Annotated in this window: 20 protein-coding genes; 4 read left to right on the top strand and 16 right to left on the bottom strand. The window is 50.5% G+C overall.

Annotation, left to right across the window (positions count from 1 at the left end; genetic code table 11):
* Nucleotides 1-725: 725 nt before the first annotated feature.
* The 16 genes from ACO53F_RS04825 to ACO53F_RS04750 form a co-directional block, all read right to left on the bottom strand.
* A complete protein-coding gene (locus tag ACO53F_RS04825; protein ID WP_485137513.1) occupies nucleotides 726-2363 on the bottom strand; it encodes a peptide ABC transporter substrate-binding protein in 1638 nt (545 codons plus the stop codon).
* A 695-nt stretch (nucleotides 2364-3058) separates the two neighbouring features.
* A complete protein-coding gene (accA, locus tag ACO53F_RS04820; RefSeq protein ID WP_485135723.1) occupies nucleotides 3059-3841 on the bottom strand; it encodes a carboxyltransferase subunit alpha in 783 nt (260 codons plus the stop codon).
* Nucleotides 3838-4701: an acetyl-CoA carboxylase, carboxyltransferase subunit beta gene (gene accD / locus ACO53F_RS04815; protein WP_311468629.1), complete on the bottom strand. Its 864-nt coding sequence runs from the start codon at nucleotides 4699-4701 to the stop codon at nucleotides 3838-3840. The genes accA and accD overlap by 4 nt, the downstream gene beginning before the upstream one ends.
* A 3-nt stretch (nucleotides 4702-4704) precedes the next feature.
* Complete coding sequence (gene accC / locus ACO53F_RS04810) at nucleotides 4705-6096, bottom strand: acetyl-CoA carboxylase biotin carboxylase subunit (protein ID WP_291427511.1); 1392 nt, start codon at nucleotides 6094-6096, stop codon at nucleotides 4705-4707.
* Between the two features lies 1 nt (nucleotide 6097).
* Nucleotides 6098-6532: a 3-hydroxyacyl-ACP dehydratase FabZ gene (gene fabZ / locus ACO53F_RS04805; RefSeq protein WP_070755848.1), complete on the bottom strand. Its 435-nt coding sequence runs from the start codon at nucleotides 6530-6532 to the stop codon at nucleotides 6098-6100.
* 40 nt (nucleotides 6533-6572) lie between these two features.
* Nucleotides 6573-7067 (bottom strand): acetyl-CoA carboxylase biotin carboxyl carrier protein, encoded by a 495-nt coding sequence (gene accB / locus ACO53F_RS04800; protein ID WP_485137512.1) that lies wholly within the window; start codon nucleotides 7065-7067, stop codon nucleotides 6573-6575.
* A 2-nt stretch (nucleotides 7068-7069) separates the two neighbouring features.
* Nucleotides 7070-8305 carry a beta-ketoacyl-ACP synthase II gene (fabF, locus tag ACO53F_RS04795; RefSeq protein ID WP_485137511.1) on the bottom strand — a complete coding sequence of 412 codons (1236 nt, stop codon included), beginning with the start codon at nucleotides 8303-8305 and terminating at the stop codon, nucleotides 7070-7072.
* 36 nt (nucleotides 8306-8341) lie between these two features.
* Entirely contained in the window at nucleotides 8342-9064 is a 723-nt protein-coding gene (gene fabG / locus ACO53F_RS04790; protein ID WP_291427509.1) for a 3-oxoacyl-[acyl-carrier-protein] reductase, read from the bottom strand.
* Nucleotides 9065-10009: an ACP S-malonyltransferase gene (locus ACO53F_RS04785; RefSeq protein WP_485137510.1), complete on the bottom strand. Its 945-nt coding sequence runs from the start codon at nucleotides 10007-10009 to the stop codon at nucleotides 9065-9067.
* Nucleotides 10010-10172: 163 nt separating this feature from the next.
* Nucleotides 10173-11132 (bottom strand): enoyl-[acyl-carrier-protein] reductase FabK, encoded by a 960-nt coding sequence (gene fabK, locus ACO53F_RS04780; protein WP_314181734.1) that lies wholly within the window; start codon nucleotides 11130-11132, stop codon nucleotides 10173-10175.
* A 30-nt stretch (nucleotides 11133-11162) separates the two neighbouring features.
* Complete coding sequence (locus ACO53F_RS04775; protein WP_023391761.1) at nucleotides 11163-11381, bottom strand: acyl carrier protein; 219 nt, start codon at nucleotides 11379-11381, stop codon at nucleotides 11163-11165.
* A 40-nt stretch (nucleotides 11382-11421) separates the two neighbouring features.
* Nucleotides 11422-12369 (bottom strand): beta-ketoacyl-ACP synthase 3, encoded by a 948-nt coding sequence (locus ACO53F_RS04770; protein ID WP_485137509.1) that lies wholly within the window; start codon nucleotides 12367-12369, stop codon nucleotides 11422-11424.
* Nucleotide 12370: 1 nt separating this feature from the next.
* Nucleotides 12371-12805 carry a fatty acid biosynthesis transcriptional regulator FabT gene (fabT, locus tag ACO53F_RS04765; RefSeq protein ID WP_485137517.1) on the bottom strand — a complete coding sequence of 145 codons (435 nt, stop codon included), beginning with the start codon at nucleotides 12803-12805 and terminating at the stop codon, nucleotides 12371-12373.
* 529 nt (nucleotides 12806-13334) lie between these two features.
* Nucleotides 13335-15107: a J domain-containing protein gene (locus ACO53F_RS04760; RefSeq protein ID WP_485137508.1), complete on the bottom strand. Its 1773-nt coding sequence runs from the start codon at nucleotides 15105-15107 to the stop codon at nucleotides 13335-13337.
* Nucleotides 15100-16932 (bottom strand): Hsp70 family protein, encoded by a 1833-nt coding sequence (locus ACO53F_RS04755; RefSeq protein WP_485137507.1) that lies wholly within the window; start codon nucleotides 16930-16932, stop codon nucleotides 15100-15102. Before ACO53F_RS04755 ends, ACO53F_RS04760 begins: the two co-directional genes overlap by 8 nt.
* Before the next feature lie 5 nt (nucleotides 16933-16937).
* The gene (locus ACO53F_RS04750; protein ID WP_485137506.1) at nucleotides 16938-18293 is read right to left on the bottom strand and encodes a hypothetical protein; all 1356 of its coding nucleotides are present in this window, start codon (nucleotides 18291-18293) and stop codon (nucleotides 16938-16940) included.
* A gap of 160 nt (nucleotides 18294-18453) precedes the next feature.
* On the opposite strand from ACO53F_RS04750, the gene ACO53F_RS04745 reads away from it, so the two are divergent.
* From ACO53F_RS04745 to ACO53F_RS04730, 4 genes are all read left to right on the top strand, one after another.
* Nucleotides 18454-18888 (top strand): PH domain-containing protein, encoded by a 435-nt coding sequence (locus tag ACO53F_RS04745; RefSeq protein WP_485137505.1) that lies wholly within the window; start codon nucleotides 18454-18456, stop codon nucleotides 18886-18888.
* 363 nt (nucleotides 18889-19251) lie between these two features.
* Entirely contained in the window at nucleotides 19252-20151 is a 900-nt protein-coding gene (locus tag ACO53F_RS04740; protein ID WP_314237795.1) for a CPBP family intramembrane glutamic endopeptidase, read from the top strand.
* A complete protein-coding gene (locus ACO53F_RS04735; RefSeq protein ID WP_023391752.1) occupies nucleotides 20135-20422 on the top strand; it encodes an autorepressor SdpR family transcription factor in 288 nt (95 codons plus the stop codon). The genes ACO53F_RS04740 and ACO53F_RS04735 overlap by 17 nt, the downstream gene beginning before the upstream one ends.
* Nucleotides 20403-21044: an SdpI family protein gene (locus ACO53F_RS04730; RefSeq protein ID WP_485137504.1), complete on the top strand. Its 642-nt coding sequence runs from the start codon at nucleotides 20403-20405 to the stop codon at nucleotides 21042-21044. Before ACO53F_RS04735 ends, ACO53F_RS04730 begins: the two co-directional genes overlap by 20 nt.
* Nucleotides 21045-21350: the final 306 nt, after the last annotated feature.

Raw genomic sequence — 21350 nt, 5'->3', positions numbered from 1 at the left:
GAAAATTCTACACGTTTATGTTTAATAAGAGTTGTCATCTTAAGTCCTTTCTATTTTAGAAGTACAATTTATTATAACAGAAAATGGTATTGAAAGAAAAGGAGATGCTTAAATAACTTCATGTGGCGCGAATTGTCAAAACCTTGGAGCACATTTACCTCATGTACCAGATTACAGGCGGAGTGTTTGACGATTGATAATGAAGAATAAGATTATACAGTAGAAGTGTATGGACATACCTTAGAAGAGAAAATTTTTGAGGAATTTAATCAAATCAGAGATGTCTGGAAAGATTGCTCATAAAAAAATGTGGGGCAAATGATGGGGCAAATCAGTTATAGACAAGCAAAAAAGCCTTGTAAATCAAGGCTTTTCCTGTTGTGTTTAGATGCCCCTGCAGGCACACGGTCACGGCGCCAACGTGCCCTACGCCATCGCCCAGCCCCACCTCAAGCTGCATGAGCTACTAGAAAATCCTGGCCAGCCCGTGCAGATTCATTAGTCCGCAGGCAAAGGAAGCTAGTGGACCACTCGAAAGAGTGGACCACTGGCTCGCGACTTTTCGGAGCTTTTGATCTAGTTTCTGCCGCTTTCCGAGGAGCTCGTGCTTTTCCTAGCTTTTGACCATTTTCTGCTCGCTACCTAGCTTCTGCCCCAAACCCCAGCCCACACCACACAAAAAGCCCGCACCATAGTGCGGGCTTTTCTCTGTTTTCTTTTCCTTATTACTCTGTCACGTAGACCGGACGTAGGTTAATGGTACGGCCGAATGGCATAACTTCGAAGTTTTTCACGCGGGCTTTGAGTAGGTAAGAAGTGGCAGATTGATAGATTGGCGCAGCGACTGCGTCTTGCTTAATGCCGATGGTTTCGGCTTGGATTAAGGCTTGGCGACGCTTAGCTGGGTCGTTAGCGTATTCGTTGCGGGCTTGCTCCACTAATTTGTCGTATTCAGCATTGGAATACTTGGCGAAGTTAATGCCGCCGCCAGTTTTGTACTGCTCGATAAAGTTAAGGGCATCTTGATAGTCTGGCGCCCAAGTCCCGTAGAAGATGTCAAAGTCTGATTGACGTTGGAACTCTAGACGGTTCTTGAGGGGCACGCTGGAAATGGTCAGCTTGAGACCTGGCAAGTTGGCTTCTAATTGGGCCTGCAAGAACTCAGCTGTCCGCTTGGACAAGCCAACGTCAGAGGTTAGCAGTTGCAATTCAATGGTGTCCTTGCCTAGAGCAGCTTTGGCCTTAGCCCAGTCAGCTTGGGCCGCTTCCAAGTTATACTCTAACATTGGGCCAGCCGCTGTTTGGTAGTCCTCGCCTGCCTCGTTGACGTCGAAGTCCTTAGGCACTTGGTTGTTGAGGACCTTGGAGCCGTCTTGGATGACGGAGTCCGCATAGACTTGCTTGTCGAAAGCTTGGGCAATGGCGCGACGTAAGTCGGCATTAGCGGTCGCTTCCCGTTGGGTGTTGAAGCTGAGGTAACCGATGGTGGCTTTAGAAGCGGTATGGAAATCGTCAGCCCCAGTGTATTCTTGGACAAATTGGTCAGTCAAAGTGGTGTAGTCCAACTGGCCAGCATCGAAGAGGTCGGCACCAGTAGAGTTTTCCTTGATGACTTGAACTTGGACATCCTTAAGGTAAACGTTGGCCGCATCCCAGTAGTTGTCGTTCTTAACCAATTTCCACTCCAGGTTGGTCCCGTTCCAGTCTTGGATGGTGAAAGGCCCGTTAGTAACGACATTGTCAGCGCTGGTCCCGTACTTGTCGGCCTTGGCGCTGTGAACTGCCTTGCTGACAGGCATGTAGCGGCTACCGGACAAGAGTTTTGGCAGGTATGGCGCTGGGTATTCTAAGGTCACTTCAAGGGTCTTGTCATCTAAGGCTTTGACCCCTAATTCGGAGATTTCTTTCTCACCTTTGCGGACTGCGGCTGCGTTCTTGAAGACGTCAACCGATTGGACGCTGGCACCAGACTTAGGATCGACCAGACGTTGGTAGCTGTACTCGAAGTCGGCCGCCGTCACCGGGCTGCCGTCGCTCCATTTGAGACCGTCGCGCAAGGTAAAGGTGTAGGTCAAGCCGTCGTCAGAAACTTTGACTGATTCAGCTTGGCCGAACTCCACTTCGGTCCCGTTCTTAACCCGGTAAAGACCTTCGAAGACCTGACCGATCATGTCGGAACTTGGCACGTCATTGTAGAGGGCGCTGTCCAAAGTAGCCAGCTCCCCTTGGGTTGCGATGCTGAGCTTTTGCTCTACAGAGGCGTCAACGCCAGCTGGTTGGGCAAAGCTTGTCACAGGGCCAGCCACAAAGCTAGCCAATAAAGTCGCCACAAGGGCAGAACGTTTCAATGCTTTTAATTTCATTAAAGAACCTCCTGTCGGGTTTTCATTCTAATCATCATGAGAATATTCTAGCCCTTTTGCCGCCAATAGTCAATCATTTAGTTTCTATGACAGGTTATAGGGCTCAGCTATAGTGGAAAGAGGGCGGGGTGTGGTGGCTGTTTTGTGGCTTCTGACTAGGTTTCAGCCTTCTCTCAGGGAGCTAGTGGTCCACTCGGCAAAGTGGTCCACTGGCTCGCGGTTTTTCGGGCTTTTGACCTAGTTGCTGCCCTTTCCCGGGGAGCCAGTGGTCCACTCTCTAAAGTGGGCCACTGGCTCACGACTTTTCGGGCTTTTGACCCGGTTTCTGCCCTCTCCCAGGGAGCTAGTGGTCCACTCGCCTGAGTGGACCACTGGCTCACGACTTTTCGGGCTTTTGACCCGGTTTCTGCCCTCTCCCAGGGAGCTAGTGGTCCACTCGCCTGAGTGGGCCACTGGCTCACACTTTTTCCGGGCTTTTGGCCCTGTTTCGGACCCTTCCTAGGCAGCTAGTGGTCCACTTTGAAGAGTGGACCACTAGCTCGCGCCTTTTCGGTGCTTCTGCCCCAGTTTCCGCCTCTTCACAGGCTACTTTCTGCCTTTTTTGGGGGCTTGGGGCTCTTCCACAGAAAGCTTCCCAGCTCCCGCCACGCCACGCCACACAAAAAGCCCGGGCTAGGCCCGGGCTGTCACAATTCCTAAAATTGCTTGAAGCGGTCTTGGCGTTGGGCCAGACGCTCTTGGGCCGTTTTTTGGCCTAGTTTCTTAAATTCGCGCTTGATCAAGTGGCTTAGGCGCTCTAAGAGGACGTCATTTTCCACGGGCTTGGAGTTGTAGGTCTCAGGCACGATGCGGTCGATGACTTTCAAGTCCAAGAGTTCAGTCGCCGTCAATTTCATCATGTCGGCGGCCTTGCCGGCCTGTTTGGCGTCTTTCCATAAGATCGAAGCGAAGCCTTCAGGCGACAAGATCGAGTAAATAGCGTTCTCCAGCATCCAGACTTGGTCGGCTAGGGCCAAGGCAATGGCACCGCCGCTCCCGCCCTCACCCAGAATAATGGCGATGGTCGGTACGGTCAGTTCACTCATAAGCAGCAAGGAAGAAGCAATGGCTTCCCCGATCCCATTTTCCTCGGACTCAGGCGAACAGAAGGCGCCGGCCGTATTAATGAGGGTCAGGATTGGCCGGCCAAATTTTTCGGCCTGCTTCATCAGACGTTGGGCCTTGCGGTAGCCAGCAGGACTGGCTGAACCGAAGTTGCGCTTGATGTTTTCCTTGGTGGTCTTGCCCTTTTGAATACCGATGATGGTCATGGGCTGGTCGTCCACCAGGCCCACACCGCCCATAATGGCCGCGTCATCGCCCATAATGCGGTCACCGTGGCACTCGATAAAGTCGTCGCCACAGAGGGCGCCAATCACATCCGAGGTGGAGATACGCTTAATGTCGCGGGCTTTTTGGACAATTTGATAAGCCTTCATTCAGCCTTCCCTCCCTCGTGAATGGTCAAGAGTTGCGCCAGCATCCGCTTTTGGCGGTCGCGGGGCACGATTTGGTCGATAAAGCCGTAGCCTAGGACGGTTTCAGCCGCCTGGAAATCATCAGGCAAAGGCTTGCGCAGGGTCTGCTCGATGACCCGTTTGCCAGCAAAACCGACCGTGGCATCAGGCTCAGCCAGGATGACATCGCCTTGCATGGCGAAGCTGGCCGTAACCCCACCGGTCGTCGGATGGGTCAAGACGGCACAGTAGAAGCCGCCGGCCGCTGAATGACGGGCTACGGCTTGGCTGACCTTGGCCATTTGCATGAGGGACAGGATGCCTTCCTGCATGCGGGCCCCACCAGAAGCGATATAGAGCACTACTGGCAGGCCTTGGGCCGTCGCCAGGTCAAAAAGCTGAACCAACTTCTCCCCTACGGCCGTCCCCATGGAAGCCATGACGAAGCGGCTATCCATGACGCCTAGGGCCAAGGCATGGCCGTCCAGGCGGGCTGTCCCGGTCACGATAGCCTCCTTAAGACCAGTCGCTTCCTGCAGCTTAGCTAATTTTTCAGAATACTTAGGAAAACCCAGGGGATTGTCATTCCAGAGATCAGCGTTGATTTCTTGGAAGCTGCCCTCATCCACTAGCCAGTCAATCCGTTCCATAGCCGGAAATGGCAAATGGTGGTGGCAGTGCATACAGCAGTAGTCCTCAGGCTTCTGCTTGGTGAAGTAGACCTTGTGGCACTTAGGACAGCGGGCCATCAAATCATCTGGGATTTGGGCGACCTTATCCGAATATTTTGCTACGGCGTCCGCATTCAGTTGAATGGTTTTATTACGACGAAATAATGCCATTTACTAGGCCTCCTCTGTTGCTTCAGCCTCTTTCTGGAAGTCCAGCCAGGCTGGCATGAAGCTTTCTTCTAACCACTTGGTGTGGTAATCATCCGCTTGGATGTGGGAATCCGCCACCATGGCTTCTAGTAGTTCCACGTTGGTTACCAGTCCATCCACGGCCACTTCATAGAGGGCCCGTTCCATGAGTCGGAAGGCCGCCTCACGATTAGGTTGGTGGACAATGATTTTAGCAATCATGGAATCATAGAAAGGTGGCAAGGTGTATTGAGGATAGATTCCTGACTCCACCCGCAAGCCCATACCGCCAGACGGTAGGACTAGCTGCTTGATATGGCCAGCAGCCGGACGGAATTGGTGGAGCGGATCTTCCGCGTTCAAGCGGCACTCAATGGCAAACCCTGACAAGACAATGTCCTCTTGTTGATAAGAGAGGGGTTGGCCCATGGCGATTTTAATCTGTTCTTGGACGATATCGACCCCGGTAATCATCTCAGTCACCGGATGCTCCACTTGCAGACGGGTATTCATTTCCATGAAGTAGAACTCGCCATTATCGGCCAAGAGGAACTCGATGGTCCCGGCATTGGTATAGCCAATGGCCGAAGCTGCCTTAACGGCTGCCCCACAGATAGCCTGACGAGTGTCCTCATCTAGGCAGACAGCGGGCGCAAACTCAATGACCTTCTGGTTATTACGTTGCAGGGAGCAGTCCCGTTCACCCAAGTGGATGACATGGCCATGCTCGTCGCCCAGAAGTTGGACTTCGATATGGCGGGCTGGGTAGATGATTTTCTCGATATAGAGATCTTGGTTACCGTAGACCGACTGGGTTTCGTTCTGGGCTTGGAGGAAGAGGGCTTCAAAATCCTTAGGATCTTCCACCCGGCGCATGCCCTTTCCGCCCCCACCGTCGGCTGCCTTGATAATCAAGGGGAAGCCAATCTTTTGGGCGATGGCATGGGCTTCTTCTAAGCTATGCACCAAGCCGTCGGAACCTGGCGTGATAGGCACGCCGGCTGCCTTCATGGTGTTGCGGGCATTTTGCTTGTTCCCCATGGCTTCGATAATGTGGCTCTTAGGGCCAATGAATTTGATATTGACCTCTTCACAGAGGGCAACGAAATCGCTACGCTCGGATAAGAAGCCGTAGCCTGGGTGGATGGCGTCAGCCCCCGTCACCATGGCAGCGGACAGAATGGCCACTGGGTTGGCGTAGGAGTCTAAGCCCTTGGCAGGCCCGATACAGATGGCTTCATCCGCTAATTGGGTATGAAGGGCCTCCCGGTCTGCCTCGCTATAGACCGCCACCGACGTAATATTCATTTCGCGCAGGGCCCGAATGATTCGGACTGCAATCTCACCACGGTTGGCGACTAACACTTTTTTAAACATATTATTTTGCTCCGATAATGAAGGTCATTTCTGCTTCCGCAACTTTCTTGTCGCCAACGAAGGCTTGGCCGTAACCAATCCCTGCGTTCTTACGCAATTTAACGATGTCTACTTGGAGACGAAGCACGTCACCTGGTACTACCTTTTGACGGAATTTTACCTTGTTCAAGCCACCTAGGTAAGCGGTCTTGCCTTGGAAACCTTCCATTTGCAAGAGTGGGATAGAACCAGCTTGAGCTAAAGCTTCACAGATGAAGACACCTGGTAAAACAGGCTCGCCTGGGAAGTGACCTTGGAAGACTTGTTCGTTGATGGTCACGTTCTTACGGCAGACGATTTTTTCACCTGGAATCAATTCATCCACAGCGTCGATGAAGAAGATTGGGTAACGGTTAGGGATAATGTCCATTACTTGTTGAGCAGTTAATAAAGTCATGTTTATTCCTCTTTTCTTTGGGGGTTATGTTTCAATCGAATTAGCTAATGCGGAAGAGGGCTTGGCCGTATTCCACGATGTTTTCATTTTCAACTAAGATAGCAGAGACCACGCCGTCTTGAGGGGCCACAATCTCATTCATGAGCTTCATGGCTTCAATCAAGCAGAGGACTTGACCCTTCTTGACGCTGTCGCCTACTTGTACGTAAGGATCCGCATCAGGGTTAGCTTGCAGGTAAACCACCCCTACCATAGGGGCTGGCACGTCCTTACCAGCGGCTGCTGGCTCAGGTGTAGGAGCTACTGGCGCTTCTGCGACTTCTGGCACCGCCACAGGGGCTGGGGCCGCCAGGCTAGCTGGGGCTGTTAGGGCCGCCGATTCGGTCACATCGGTCACTACGACTGGGGCTGGCGCTGCCACTTGTGGCACTTCCTTAGCCAAGAGCAGACGCTCATTGTCATTGGTGAATTCGAAGTAGGCCAGGCTAGACTGGTCGAGTTTGTCGATTAATTTGACGAGTTCTTCATATTGCATGCTTATTTACCATCCCATCGTTTGAAGGCGAGGACCGCATTGTGACCGCCAAAGCCCAGGGAGTTAGACAGGGCAACTTGGATGTCTTGTTGGCGTCCATGGCCTGGGACATTGTCCAGGTCACAGCCTTCTTCTGGATTTTCTAGACCTAGGGTTGCTGGTACGAAACCTTCTTCCAAGGCCTTGACGCAGACAATGGCTTCTACCCCACCGGCACCACCTAAGAGGTGACCGAAGTGGCCCTTAGAGCTGGATACAGCGACCTTGTAAGCCGCATCGCCCAAAGCATACTTGATGGCTTGGGTTTCGCCCTTGTCATTGGTTGGGGTGCTGGTCCCGTGGGCATTGATGTAGTCCACGTCTTCAGCGCTGAGCCCGGCCATAGCCAAGGCTTGCTTGATACATTCACCGGCGCCAGACCCGTCTGGGGTTGGAGCGGTCATGTGGTAGGCGTCAGAGTTAGCCCCGTAACCCACTAATTCAGCATAGATGTGGGCGCCACGAGCCTGGGCAGACTCCAGGGATTCCAGGAAGAGGACACCGGCCCCTTCACCCATCACGAAGCCATCGCGGTCCTTGTCAAAAGGACGGGAAGCAGTGGCTGGGTCTTGGTTGGTGGACAAGGCCGTCAAGGCTGCGAAGCCGCCAATCCCGATTTCACAGATAGTAGCTTCTGCCCCACCTGCCAAGCAGGCATCCAAGAGGCCTGTCTTGATCTTGAGGAAGGCTTCCCCAATCGAGTTAGTCGCAGAGGCACAGGCTGTTACGATGTCCAAGCTTGGGCCCTTGATACCTAACTTCATGGAAATATTACCAGAGGCCATGTTCCCAATGGTCAGTGGCACGAAGAGTGGCGGAATACGTTTAGCGCCCTTCTCAATCATCTTACGGATGCCTTTTTCGATTTCGATTAAGCCCCCGATCCCAGAGCTGACTAAGACCCCTACCCGGTGGGCATTGTCTTCAATCTTGTAGCCTGAGTCTTCCACTGCTTCCACCGATGCCACTACGGCATATTGGGAGAAGAAGTCCATCCGTTGGGTTTCCCGACGGTCTAAGACTGGGCTTGGGTCGAAGTCTTTGACTTCAGCGGCCACAGAGACGCTAGAGCCACTGTGGTCAAATTTTGTGATAGGCGCGATACCGCCCTTGTCATGGCGCATGCTGTCCCAGAATGCGGCGACATTGTTACCAATTGGGGAGACAGTCCCCAAACCTGTTACGACAACTCGTTGCATAATTACCTCCTGTAGTGCGGGTCTAGGAATTAGACCTTAGATGTGCAAGCCACCGTTGACTTCGATGACTTGGCCTGTGATGTAGTCATTGTCGATTAAGAAGTCGACTGTTTTAGCGATATGTTCCACTTGGCCAAAGCGTTTGAGTGGGATTTGGCCTAACATAGCTTCCTTGACGCGATCCGATAATTGATCGGTCATGTCAGTTTCGATAAAGCCTGGGGCGATGGCGTTGACGGTGATGCCACGGCTAGCCACTTCGCGGGCTAGGGACTTGGTCAAGCCAATCATACCAGCCTTAGAGGCAGCATAGTTGACCTGGCCAGCATTCCCCATAACCCCAACAACGGAGGTCATGTTGATAATGCGGCCGCCCTTTTGCTTCAAGAGACGTGGAGTCAAATGACGGCACATGTTGAAGCAACCGTTCAAGTTGGTTTGGATAACTGCGTTGAAGTCTTCTTCGCTCATGCGCATAACCAAACCGTCGCGGGTAATACCGGCGTTGTTGACCAATACATCCACTTGGACGCCTTGGTCATAGAGGTCGTCCACTAATTGCTTAGCCACGTCAAATTGGCTGATGTCGCCAGTCGCTTGTAAGACTGGTTGTTCATAGCCTTCAAATTGGGCTAAGACTTCAGGGGCAATGGGACTACGGCTGTTTAAGATGACACGGTGGCCTTTAGCCGCTAAGTGGTGGGCAATGGCTAGGCCAATCCCGCGGGAGCTGCCCGTAATCAAACAGGTTAAGGTCATTTATTCTTCCTCCGTTAAAAAGTTTTTGAGGGCGTCGAGGTCTTCGACTTTGTCCAGGACTTGTACCTTGAGGGGCAGAACTTCGCGTTTGAGCAGGCCAGCTAAGGTATTGCCGGGACCGATTTGAACTAGGTGAGTCACACCTTCTTCAACCAATTTATCAATGGTTTGCTTCCAGTAAACTGGCTCAACAAGATGTCGAACAAGTACTTGGGAGAGGCTTTCAGGCTGATGAAGGTCTAGCGTGGTGTTACTGATGACGGGCACGTCCCCTTGCTTGAAGGTCACTTTTTCCAAGGCTTGGGCCATGGCTTCTTGGGCATTGGCCATCAAGGGACTATGGAAAGGTCCTTCGACTTTGAGGGGGATGACTTTCTTGTAGCCGGCAGCTTTGGCGATTTCCTTGAAGCGCTCAACCGCCGCAATGGTCCCAGCCACGATGATTTGGGCTGAAGAGTTGATATTGGCAATGTAGAGCGGCTCTTGATCGGCCACTTGGGCTACCAAGGCTTGACATTCTTCATAAGGCACACCCATAACCGCCGCCATTTGGCATGGACTGTCGCTGGCTAGGGCTTCGCATTGTCTGGACATGAGTTCGCCACGTTCCTGCAATAAGGCAAAGGCATTGGCTTGATCTAGGGCACCACTGGCAACCAGGGCGGAATATTCACCTAGGCTCAATCCGGCCATATAGCTTACAGGAGGTAACAAGTCTTGGATGCTACGGTAGATAGCTAGGCTGGTCGACGTAATGGCGACTTGGGCATAGCGGGTCTGGCCGAAGCGTTCAGGTTCTTGTTGGATCCATTCTCTTAAGGGCCAACCGGTCACAGCTTCTGCCTGCTCATAGACAGCGCTGGCTTGGGGAAATTGACGGTCGAAGTCCATTCCCATGCCCGCATAGTGGGCACCTTGGCCATTAAAGATAAGTGCTAGTTTCATACACTGACTCCTATCCTCAGTTATCGTTCGTTTTGTTTGCGTTCATAATATAAAAGGCCCGAAGGCCAGAGCTCACTCCTAAGAGGGATAAAGTCAGAGCAAGCTCTTTGGTTCGCCTACTTACCAGCTAGGGGGTGCCGGCAAGTAGGAAAGGAAATAACAATTATTGATTGACCAAGTCAAGTTTCGCTTGAATGGTCTGACGGCATTCAGCCAAGTATTCTTGGATGATGTCGTGACAGGATTGTTCCTTAGAGACCAAACCAGCAATCTGGCCGGCCATTAGGGAACCTGTCTTAACGTCACCTTCCACTACCGCACGACGGAGGGCGCCTTTGCCGATTTTGTTCAATCGTTCAAAGTCTGGCTCTGCCTTGCTGGTTTCTTCTTTTTCCGCTTGCAGGTATTCAGTGGTTAAGGCGTTACGCAAGACCCGTACTGGGTGGCCGGTAATTTGGCCGGTCACGACGGTTTCGATGTCTTTGGCCTTAATGATGGCTTGCTTGAAGTTGTCATGAGCGTTCGACTCATGCGCCACTACAAAGCGAGTCCCCACTTGAACCGCGGAAGCACCCAACATGAAGGCGGCTGCCATGGCACGTCCGTCCCCAATCCCGCCGGCAGCGATGACTGGGATATTAACGGCATCCACCACTTGTGGGACCAAGGCCATGGTGGTCAGTTTGCCGATGTGGCCCCCTGCTTCCATACCTTCGACTACCACTGCTTTGGCGCCGATGCGTTCCATACGTTTGGCCAAGGCCACAGACGCTACTACTGGAATCAGGCTAATGCCCGCTTCTTCGAAGCGCTGCATGTACTTACTTGGGTTACCTGCACCAGTGGTAATGATTTTGACGCCAGATGCGATTAAGTAGTCTACCACTTCTTCCACATGTGGGTTCAATAACATTACATTGACAGCGAAAGGTTTGTCGGTTTTGGCAAACATTGCCTCTACCTTAGCACGAACTGTGTCCACGTTGTCGTGGCCAGTCCCGATAACCCCTAAGCCGCCTGCATTTGATACCGCGCTTGCTAAATCAGCGTCTGCTACCCAAGCCATTGCGCCTTGAACAATTGGATATTCAATGTTTAATAACTCCGTAATAGCTGTTTTCATACCTTCAGTCCTAACTTTAAGAAAAATTGATTATAAAGAGTCGATGTAGTTTACTAAGTCTTGAACAGTCTTCAAGTTTTGGTCAGTGTCGATGGTGATGTCTAATTCATCTTCGATTTCGCTGATGATTTGGAATACGTCTAAGCTGTCAGCTTTCAAGTCGTTTTCGAAGTCAGTGGTTAATTGTACTTCTGCTTCGTCGATCCCTAATTGGTTTGCAATAATCGCTTGTACTTTTTCAAATGTCATAATAGTGTTCCTCCATTAAATAAATAATATTTTTTGATTCTTAGATGGAAAGGTGTAGGTGACCCCAGGCTAAGCCAGCACCGAAGCCACTTAGGATAATGGACTGCGTTCCATCCAGTCGCAATCGCCCGTCACGAACCAGTTGGTCCAGGAGAATTGGAATAGAGCCTGCTGAGGTGTTAGCCGCTTGGGCAATATTAGCAGGCACCTTGCCTTCTTCTAGGGACAACTTGTCCGCAATTAGATTTAACAAGCGTTGGTTCGCTTGGTGACAAATCAAATAGTCAATATCAAAATCATTCTGCTCAATAAAGTTTGCTAGCGTTTTGATGACGGTTCGTTTCACGAAATTGAAGACGTCACGCCCTTGCATCTGCATAGCCCACTGACCATCGGACGCTTCATGGACCTCAATGGCCGCGCCCCCTGTTCCTTGGGCAAAGAGTTGACTGGCATAGCCGCTGAGTTCTTGACCATCATGTTGAATCAGAACAGCCCCCGCCCCATCACCGAACAAGACGGCAGTGGTACGGTCTGTCAGATCTACAATCTGACTCATTTTCTCAGCACCGATGACTAGGGTGTAACCTTGGGTCTGGCTAGCTGCCAGGCGGTTGGCTACTTCCATCGCCATTACAAAACCAGAACAGGCGCCGTTGAGGTCAAAGCCCCAAGCCCCTTCCGCCCCAATCATGGCTTGCACTTGGCAGGCAATGGATGGGGTCGCAGCCTTAGCAGACATGGTTGCGACGACAATATGACGAATTTGGCTGACAATGTCAGGGGATAAATTCTTCAATAATTGCTTGGCCGCCTCACTCGCCATCATCGCGACGGTTTCGTCCTCAGCTGCGAAGTAACGTTGGTGAATTCCTGTCCGTTGGACAATCCACTCGTCACTGGATTCTAGTTGATAAGCATTGATTAATTGGTCGTTAGACCAAGCTTGTCCAGGTAAATAAGCACCTGTTGCAATAATACGACTCATCTTACTCTCCTAATCGTTGTTTAGCATTGTCCAAGAAACGATGTAAATTACGTAGGCCCTTGACTAGGGTGGCTGCCTCTTCAGGCGCCATGCCATTTAAGGTCTCAGCTACCATGTTCAAGTGGAACTTGCGGTGGATCCGATAGAGTAATTTACCCCGCTTCGTTAGCTTGAGTAGCACCACCCGGCGATCGCTGGGTGAGGACACACGCTCAACATAGCCTTTTTTTACTAAGTTTTGGATGGACACTGACAGGGTCCCCATGGTGATGGCAATTTTCTTAGCCACCTCCGAAGAGCTCAAGTTGCCGCCCAAACCAATGGCTTCAATCGTATGCATTTCCTTGATTGATAAATCCGAAAACTCACTCATCTTGAGCGAAGTTTCTTCAATTAACAGAATTTCATTAAAGATAGAGACCAAAAATTCGTTCATTTCAAAAATGGTCGAATGGTCCACTCACTATCACTCCTTTAACTTACTTTGACTATCAAACTATTTGATAATCAAAGTTTATCGAAAGTCTGCTCATCTGTCAACACATGTGCTAGGCCCTGACAGGTTTTACGAGGCGCTATCCTTGATAAATCAGCCATGGTCGCGTTTGCAGGATTTTTTATCATCTTCTTGTTGCCTTAGAGACAGAAAGTGACTGAAAAGCCCTTACCTTGGGGCTGGGCCGGGCTTAAGGGCTTGTGACTTGCAGCTAGCAATCAAAACCAGAGGAGCTAGTGGTCCACTTTCCTGAATGGACCACTGGCTCCTTTGTTTTTGCCCGAAACCAGGGGTATTCGCCGGTTTTGACTGAGCTAGTGGCCTACTTTCCAGAGTGGTCCACTGGCTCCTCAGATTTTGCCGGAAAACAGGGGAATTCGACGTTTTGCCGTGAGCTAGTGGTCCACTTTCCTGAGTACAAAAAAAGCCAGCAAGACTGGCTTGCTGGCTGGCTATAAGGCTTGCGAACTTATTGGGGCAGACGCTCCCACTTGGCCTTCACTAGGTCTCCCTGCTGGCTGTAGTGGACGCCCATGCTGGTGTCTCCCTGCTCAGGCGCCGTCCCACTAATGGCAGCTAGGACTTTACCCGAAGATAGGTCCACTAGGTACCATTGCTGGCTGGACTTGTCTTGACCGACTAGGGCCGGTTTCTGGGTCCCCTGGTCATTAAAGGCTTTCACCTGGCGCATGGCCTGGTAGTCCTTGAAATCAATGAGCTTGTCCTTAGCCCGTAGATGGAGGGCATAGCCGGACTGGGTCTGATAGAGGGTGGCAGACCGGGTCAGCGACCAAGACTGCTTAATGCCTGTCAGGCGCTCTTCTTCCCCAATCCAGAGGGTCTGATTGCCCTCTGGCCCTTCCAGTCGGCCGCTCTCCCCCATTTGATCTAGGCCGGACAAGTCCAGGCTAAAACTCGGAATGGAAATAGGGTCATAGCTAATGACGGCCAACTTGCCGACATCAACCGCTGGCTTGCGCGGCGGAACAGGATGGCTAGGTCCCGAGCCGGTAAAGCGCCCGAAGATAGCTGCCAGTAAAAAGGCAAGCCCCGCCAAGACCAAGCGCAACATAGGCCAATAAGGTAGGCGGAAGCCCTGCTTGCTCTTTCTAAGCAAATGGATCAGGCCATATTGCTGGGCCAGTTGCTTGACCCGCTTACGCTTGCGACGATTCTGGGTCAGGACTAGTCTGGTCAGGGCCCGGTCTAATGCTTCTTTCTGGCCATGCTGGCTAATTTGCGCCATGAGGGCTTGGTTGGTCAGCAGTTCTTCTAGGTCCTGGTCATCCAGGAAGCCTCTGAGCGGGGCCAAAAGCTGCTGAATGTCAACTTGATAGTCCAGGTTGAAGTCCATGGACGGTTGGTAGTCCACAGGTTCTGGGTCCTGCTCCAGCTCCTCCTGGCGGAAAAGGTCATGCTCAGGCTCTTCCAATTCAGAGAAAATGGGGTCGTCAGCCTCCAACTCGTCCAAGTCCCCCAAAGAACTATCGGACTGGCTGTCATCCCAGTTGAGGTCGCCCGATTGGCGGCGCTCTTCTGCCTGGTCCTGCCAGCTAAGGCTGCCCGTCTGGCGTCTGTCCTCGGCCTGGTCCTGCCAGCTCAGGCTACCCGACTGGCGACCTTCCTCAGCTTGGTCCCGCCAGCTAAAGCTGCCCGATTGGCGACCTTCCTCAGCTTGGTCCTGCCAGCTTAAATGACCGTCGCTGACTGGCTCCTGGTCTTGCGGTGCTGACCAGGACAGGGTCTGGCTGCTGGTGCTGTCCCGAGGCCCCTGATTGGCATCCGACCAATCTAAGCTGCTTTCAGAGCTAGGCTCCGTTTGCTTAGGTGCTTGCCATTGGGACTTGGTCTGGCCACTTGGGCCGGCCGACTGGCTAGGCTTTTGGTCGGTTGACTGGCCAGACTTTTGGTCAGCCGACTGGGCTGGCCACTGATCTGACGGCTTGGCCTTAGACTGCTGGCTGGCATGAGTGGACTGGTGGCCGGCTTTGCTAGTGGCGCTAGGGCCACTGCTTGCTGACTGGTCGCCTAAGAAAGCCGCTCCTGCTCCCCTGCTTTCTTGGGCAGCTAAGTCAGTCGCCCGCTTGAGGGCCTCTTGGTAGGCTGCCTGCAGGGCCTGGAATTCTTCGGGATGGTCCTCTGGGTGGTAGAGCTTAACTTGTTGGGCGTAGGCCCGCTTAATGGCCTTCTTATCCGCAGTTGGCCCGCTTAGCCCTAAGACTTGCCAGGGCGTCTTAGCCATGGGCATCCTCCCCTTCCTCAGTTTCACTATCCTCATTGAGGAATTCCATGACGGTCCGGTCTAGTTCGGCTTCTAGCTCTTGGTCCCAATCCGAATCCTGATCCCAGTCAGACTCCACATCCCGGAAGATATCGCCCATGCCGGCATCCAAGCCCCACTCTAGGTGGTCGAGGTAGTCATTGGTTGAATCCAGCAACTGCCGCTTCTTGAGCAGGTTGTTCTGATAACGGGCAAAGAGCCGGGAGAAACGCATAAGGGTCAGTTGCAAGGCTTGTTGTTGGTCCAGACTCAACTCTTGGTAAAGACGCAGGGCACGTTCAAAGAGGGCATCCCGCTCTGGTTGGCTAGCCAATTGCAGGGCCAGCTCCTTGATTTCCTTATGGGCCGTATCAGTGGCATCTACCGCTACCAGGCTCTTGTTAGGGCCCAGCTTGTAGGTCTTAACTTCGTCGGTGGCCACGGTCTTGATTTCCACATAGAGGATAGAGTTGATGTCATAGGAATAAGTGACCGCAAAGGACTGGTCGTCAACATTGCTAGGCACTGGTAACTGAACCGAGCCCAAGAAGAGATTGTCCTTGGCATACATGGCTTCCCCCTGGTAGACCTTGAATCGAATGGTCGGCTGATCCTTGTGGACCGGCGAATAGATCTGGGTCTTGCTGCTAGGCAGAACGGAGTTACGCGCAATCAGGACGTCGGACAAATCCTTGTCCTCATCCACATAGTTGTGAACCGAAGTAGACAGGGAGAAAGGACAAATGTCGGTCACCACCAAGTCCTTGACCTCTTGGGCCCGGGTCTTGATACCGATATACTGACCTAAACCAAGGGCCACTAACTCGTCCATCTTCTGACCGCTAACGACTGGCAGGTTAAGTAGGCGTTTGAGGTAGTCATTGACCACCGGCATGTAGGAAGAACCCCCAACCAAGATCAGGCGATCTAGTTCGCCCGCGCCAAACTTACTTTCCACAATGGCCTTGCGGATGACCTCCCGCATGCGTTTGAAGAGGGGCTGGCTGATTTCAGCCAATAATTCATTGGTAATCTTATATTCATGGGACTTGCCTTCCAGTTGAACCTGCATATTGACTGACTCAAATTCAGACAATTGCTTCTTGACCCGCTCGGCCGCCAAGAGCAGAGAGTTGCGGGTCCGGCGATTGAGGGCTTCAAAGTTAGTCCCAGCCTTGCGGCAAACATATTGGGCAATCAGTCGGTCGAAGTCGCTACCGCCCAGGTGGTTATCCCCGGCAATGGCCGCAATGGAGATGACATTTTCGAAGCAGTCCACCACGGACACGTCCAGGGTCCCGCCCCCAAAGTCGAAGACCACGAAGGTCTCGAAGTCATCTGCCTCGTGACAGGCAATGGCTGCAGCAGATGGCTCATTAATGAGACGTTCTACCTTGAGACCTAGCAATTCGCCCGCCTTCTTAGTGGCTTGGCGTTGCTCCGCGTTGAAGTAAGCCGGCACACTAATGACCAGCTCGGTCACCGTCTGACCTAGAAAGGCCTCGGCGTCTGCCACCAACTGCTTGAGGACGCAGGCCGACAATTCTTCCGGCTGGAAGGCCCGTTTGGACAAGGTAATTTGGCGGTTGGCCCCCATATGGAGCTTGAAGAGTTGGGCGGTGTCTTGGGGATGGGTTACTAATTTCTCCCGGGCAATCTTACCCACTTGGATTTCCGACCCGTCATAGTAGACCACACTCGGGGTCAAATATTCCCCAAAACTATTGGGAATCATGCGAACTTGCCCTTCACTATAGGCCACCGCCAAGCTGTTGGTGGTACCTAAGTCAATACCGATAACTGTCATAATACTTACTCCTTTTCACGCGATTGGAATCTGGCCAGCAAAGTCCCCACAAGGTAGGGAACTAAGGTCAGGGCCATGACCCACCAGATAATATTGGGCACCTGCCAGAAGGCCCCTTGATAGAGTCGCCAAGCCACCAGCAAGGCCGAGACGCTGATCAGGTAGCTGGCCTGGTTAATCAAGTAGCGCCCTGCTGGCTTCTTGGTCGGGTCTAGTTTGGCGTTGACATATAAATAGATGCTAGTTAATAAAAAGATAGAGAAGTTGGGCTGGTTCATACGCAAGAACCAGGCAACCAGGCTGATTAAGACCAGGGCGGCCAAAATCAGATAGAGGACGGGTTGGCCCGCATCATAGACCTGATTTTTGAAGTGAAAGGCCCCCATGCCTAAGCCTCGCTGGGCCAAGAGTAGGACCGCCACTAGTACCATCAGCAGACCAAAGGTCCAGCCAAAGGCCGGCAGCCAGCTCTCTTGCCAGACCGCCAAGGCCCCCAAGACTAGGGTGACCAGATAGAGACCGGCCAAGGGCAGACTGGACAGGGCCAGGTAGCGATAGCCTCGGCCATCCAAGTAATGAGGGAAGTGGCCCCAGTTGTTGACCGTACTATACTGGAGCTCAAAGCAGTAGCAGACTAAGGTGTTGCTAGCCACCAAGGGCAGCCAGACGGCATAGGCTTGGGGCCAAATCATAATCCCTATCCAGATCAAGATCTGTAAGCCAAAGCAAGCCAGACTACCAAAGGTCGTAATCAGACCCGCTAACAACATGCGGCGATTAGTTGGATACCAGGACTGACCCACTAGCTCCTGCCAGCGCTGATTGACCCGCTGGTCAAGGGCTTGGGTCAGGTCCGGGTCGCCCTTGAGGCTGGGAACATAGCCTAGCAAGGTATAGAGGACCCGTTTATTTTCTAAGCTTTCCAGGGGCAGGGCTTGTAGGGCCAGCAGGAAGTCTTCCTGGGGCACCTGCCAGTCCTTATTGGCTTGGTCGACTAGGAGTTGCTGCCAGGCTGGCCAGTCATTAAATTGCTGCTTGACCCCGGCCAAATTCTGGGCCAGCCGATTATGAGCTACCTGCTGGCTGAATTGGCCCGACAGGCCTGACGCCATCCAGGCTTCTAAGTCAAAGTCGGTCCAGTCTGTCCCCTTCTCTTCAGAGTGGTCATCTAGGTCATTAAACAAGCTAGCGATGTCCTGGCTGGCGCCCCGCTGGCTGAGGGCCCATTGATAGGCCGCCTCTAGTTGGGCCAGAGCCTGGGCATCCTCCTGCCACTCCTCATAGCGTTGACGATAGGCTGCCTCTAGGACCGCCTCATCCTCTGTGGGACCCTCTAGGCCCAATATTTCATATGCTAACATGTCTGTCGCCCCCTCCGTCGCGCGGTCATTTGTTCCTGCTTGATTTTCGTGCTTCTATTGTACTACAGATTGAGGCCAGTTGAAAGTTAGGGCCTTTTCTTGGGCAAGGACGGCATGGGTCTGCTATACTAGAGCTAAGAATCCATAAGGAGGGATTAGTATGGTATTAGGCAATTTATTCCAAGGCCTATCCGGCAATATGAGTGAGGTCTCCAAGGAAAGTTTGGCCAAGGACTACGGCCACCTCTTGATTGAAAAGGAAGAAATCCAGGCGGGTTATGCCCTCATTCGGGACCTGGTCATCTTCACCAATATCCGCATCCTCTTTGTCGACCGCCAAGGCACCACGGGCAAGAAGGCCCGCTATAAGACCATCTTCCTCATGAACATTATTAATGTTGAACTGGAAACGGCTGGCGCCATGCTGGATGACAGCGAACTGACCATTGAATACCTGGACAACATCCGCCTCAAGGCCCACAGCGAAAGCCGCCAGACCCTGACCCTAGAATTCCCCAAACGCTATGACATGGGCCCCCTCTATACCATGTTAATGAAACTGGCCTATGAGAACCGGCTAAGGGCGAATGGGTAGAGATTAGACATATAGTAACTAATCAACTATTATTTAGCAAGTCAGTGCCAAAAACTGGAAATAGGTCATCATTATAAGGGACTTATTTTCGGTTTTTGCCCTGTTATAAAATGAAGTGCAACAAAAAAGACATGTTCATCTGATATACTAGAGTTGCGAAAATCAGTATAAAGGAAGATGAGCATGTCCACTAATTATTCTGCCACAAATCAATCTTACAAACACTTATCTGAAGCTGAGCGAGGGGAAATAAAAATTTTCCAAACTATTTAGAAAAACATCTAAATAGTTCTTGTATATAGAATGGAAAGGTGTATAATGCTATTTAGAAAAACACCTAAATAGAAAGTGAAGTATATCAATATGTCAAATAAGAGAACAATCCTTCTTTTTGTGGTCTTGGCTTACGGCCTTGCTTGGATAATATGGTTGGCACTATGGCTAAGTGGTGTCGGTCTTAATTCTCCATGGAATCAGCTTGCTAGTACTGTGGCCATGTGGATGCCTGCGCTTGCAGTCTTTATTTTAGGGAAAATCACGAATCAACCTAGTGGAATCAAATCTAAATTAGTCGTGAATCTCAAGAGGAACTGGCGCTTTTACTTACTAGCTATCTGGTTACCAGCAGTCATCAGTTTTTTAGGAGCAGGACTTTATTTTCTTGTATTTCCTAGCAATTTCAGCCTTGGTTTGGAATCTATTCAAGCCATCTTACAAGAAAAAGGTGTTTCTCAATCAACCATTCCCTTATCTTCCTTGGCCTTGATTCAAATCCTAGCTAGTTTGACCTACGCTCCTTTTCTTAATAGTTTCTTCGCATTGGGAGAGGAAATTGGTTGGCGTGGCTATCTTTACCCAGCTCTAAGAGAACGCTTTTCAATAGTCCAGACTCATGTCTTGCTTGGTCTCATTTGGAGTCTTTGGCATCTACCAATCAATTTGCAAGGCTATAATTATGGACTATCTTATTTTGCTTATCCTGTTTTGGGAGTTGTCGCCATGTTTCTATTTTGTTTTAGCCTAGGAATATTGTTAAGCTGGTTGTTGGCAAAGACAGGCTCTATCTGGGCTTCAGCACTATTTCATGGGGCAATCAATGCAACTGCAGGTCTTGGGTTACTCTTTCAATTACCAGGAGAAAAAGTTTCAGGCCTCTTGATTTTAGGCCCGTCACCGGCTGGAATGCTATCAGTTCTACCATGCTTATTCCTAGCCTTGCTAATATTACAAAGGGAAAGGAAGAACCATGAGTTTTGCAAATAGCTTTAAAGCCTTATCTCACCCAGTTAGGAGAGAGATTTTGAATTTACTCAAAACAGGTAGATTATCTGCAGGAGAAATTGCCAGTTATTTCGAGTTGACGGGTGCAACGATTTCACATCATCTTACGATTTTGAAAGCAGCTGATTTGATTCATGAAATGAAAGAGAAAAACTTTATTTACTATGAGTTAAATACATCGGTTTTAGAGGATATAATGGTTTGGTTAGCAGATCTGAAAGGAAATCATTTTGATGAAGATAAAAATCAATAAGAAATTGGTATTATTTACGAGCATTCTCATCCTACTACCTTCCCTTGTAGGTTGTGTTTTCTGGTATCAATTACCAGAGGAGATGCCCACTCATTTTAACCTACTGGGTCAAGCAGATGGCTACAATCATAAAATGTTTGCTATCTTTGGATTACCAACTCTCATGCTTTTGATGCATTGGTTGCTTCTATTTATAATGATTAAGGATCCTAAATCTAGCAATATCAGTTCAAAAATACAACTTTTGATTTACTGGATTATTCCTTTTGTATCTTGTCTATCAATGATTTCTATCTTCGGAGAATCTTTGGGTTATTCCATGATGAGTGGGCTACTAGCTCAGATTTTTATGGGAGTCGTGATGCTTGTAATTGGAAATTATCTACCAAAAACACACCGAAATTATATAATCGGTATTCGACTACCGTGGACCTTGGAGAATGATGAAAACTGGAGAAAAACGCATCGCCTAGCTGGAAAAATTTGGGTATTAGGAGGATTGTTATTGTTTCTAAATTCCTTTGTGCAACTATATGTTTACTGGGTATTCTTCTTGACACTTTTCTTTGTAGTGATAATTCCTAGTGTCTATTCTTATCAATTATCAAAATTAGAATCTTGAAACAGGTATTTGAGTCATTAGTTAGAGATGTTGGTCTGATATGCGTAATTCCCCAGCGTATGGTTTGAAAAATCAAGTTCATTCCTTTTTAAAAAAGAATGATTTACAAAAAGAAAAAAATGAATAAAATGTTACTCATATAAACCTCTTTATCGCAGAGTGCGACAATGGTGCTTTGCTCACCTATTTCTACATTGACAGAATAGAAGTTGATAGCAAACAGATTGAATTGGGCATGGATGGTTCTCTCTATGTTCCAGATACAAAAGCAAATGTTGGCAAGCATAAAGTACACGCCGTCCAATA

It is taken from the genome of Abiotrophia sp. (assembly GCF_057275535.1).
This window is presented reverse-complemented; position numbering and strand designations above follow the sequence as displayed.

Coding starts and splice junctions, on each gene's coding strand:
- fabG (WP_291427509.1), bottom strand. CDS start 9,064: ATGACCTTAACCTGTTTGATTACGGGCAGCTCCCGCGGGATTGGCCTA.
- accB (WP_485137512.1), bottom strand. CDS start 7,067: ATGCAATATGAAGAACTCGTCAAATTAATCGACAAACTCGACCAGTCT.
- accC (WP_291427511.1), bottom strand. CDS start 6,096: ATGTTTAAAAAAGTGTTAGTCGCCAACCGTGGTGAGATTGCAGTCCGA.
- ACO53F_RS04750 (WP_485137506.1), bottom strand. CDS start 18,293: ATGTTAGCATATGAAATATTGGGCCTAGAGGGTCCCACAGAGGATGAG.
- ACO53F_RS04760 (WP_485137508.1), bottom strand. CDS start 15,107: ATGGCTAAGACGCCCTGGCAAGTCTTAGGGCTAAGCGGGCCAACTGCG.
- ACO53F_RS04745 (WP_485137505.1), top strand. CDS start 18,454: ATGGTATTAGGCAATTTATTCCAAGGCCTATCCGGCAATATGAGTGAG.
- ACO53F_RS04770 (WP_485137509.1), bottom strand. CDS start 12,369: ATGAGTCGTATTATTGCAACAGGTGCTTATTTACCTGGACAAGCTTGG.
- fabZ (WP_070755848.1), bottom strand. CDS start 6,532: ATGACTTTATTAACTGCTCAACAAGTAATGGACATTATCCCTAACCGT.
- ACO53F_RS04825 (WP_485137513.1), bottom strand. CDS start 2,363: ATGAAATTAAAAGCATTGAAACGTTCTGCCCTTGTGGCGACTTTATTG.
- fabK (WP_314181734.1), bottom strand. CDS start 11,132: ATGAAAACAGCTATTACGGAGTTATTAAACATTGAATATCCAATTGTT.
- ACO53F_RS04755 (WP_485137507.1), bottom strand. CDS start 16,932: ATGACAGTTATCGGTATTGACTTAGGTACCACCAACAGCTTGGCGGTG.
- ACO53F_RS04775 (WP_023391761.1), bottom strand. CDS start 11,381: ATGACATTTGAAAAAGTACAAGCGATTATTGCAAACCAATTAGGGATC.
- ACO53F_RS04740 (WP_314237795.1), top strand. CDS start 19,252: ATGTCAAATAAGAGAACAATCCTTCTTTTTGTGGTCTTGGCTTACGGC.
- accD (WP_311468629.1), bottom strand. CDS start 4,701: ATGGCATTATTTCGTCGTAATAAAACCATTCAACTGAATGCGGACGCC.
- fabT (WP_485137517.1), bottom strand. CDS start 12,805: ATGAACGAATTTTTGGTCTCTATCTTTAATGAAATTCTGTTAATTGAA.
- ACO53F_RS04735 (WP_023391752.1), top strand. CDS start 20,135: ATGAGTTTTGCAAATAGCTTTAAAGCCTTATCTCACCCAGTTAGGAGA.
- ACO53F_RS04785 (WP_485137510.1), bottom strand. CDS start 10,009: ATGAAACTAGCACTTATCTTTAATGGCCAAGGTGCCCACTATGCGGGC.
- ACO53F_RS04730 (WP_485137504.1), top strand. CDS start 20,403: ATGAAGATAAAAATCAATAAGAAATTGGTATTATTTACGAGCATTCTC.
- fabF (WP_485137511.1), bottom strand. CDS start 8,305: ATGCAACGAGTTGTCGTAACAGGTTTGGGGACTGTCTCCCCAATTGGT.
- accA (WP_485135723.1), bottom strand. CDS start 3,841: ATGAAGGCTTATCAAATTGTCCAAAAAGCCCGCGACATTAAGCGTATC.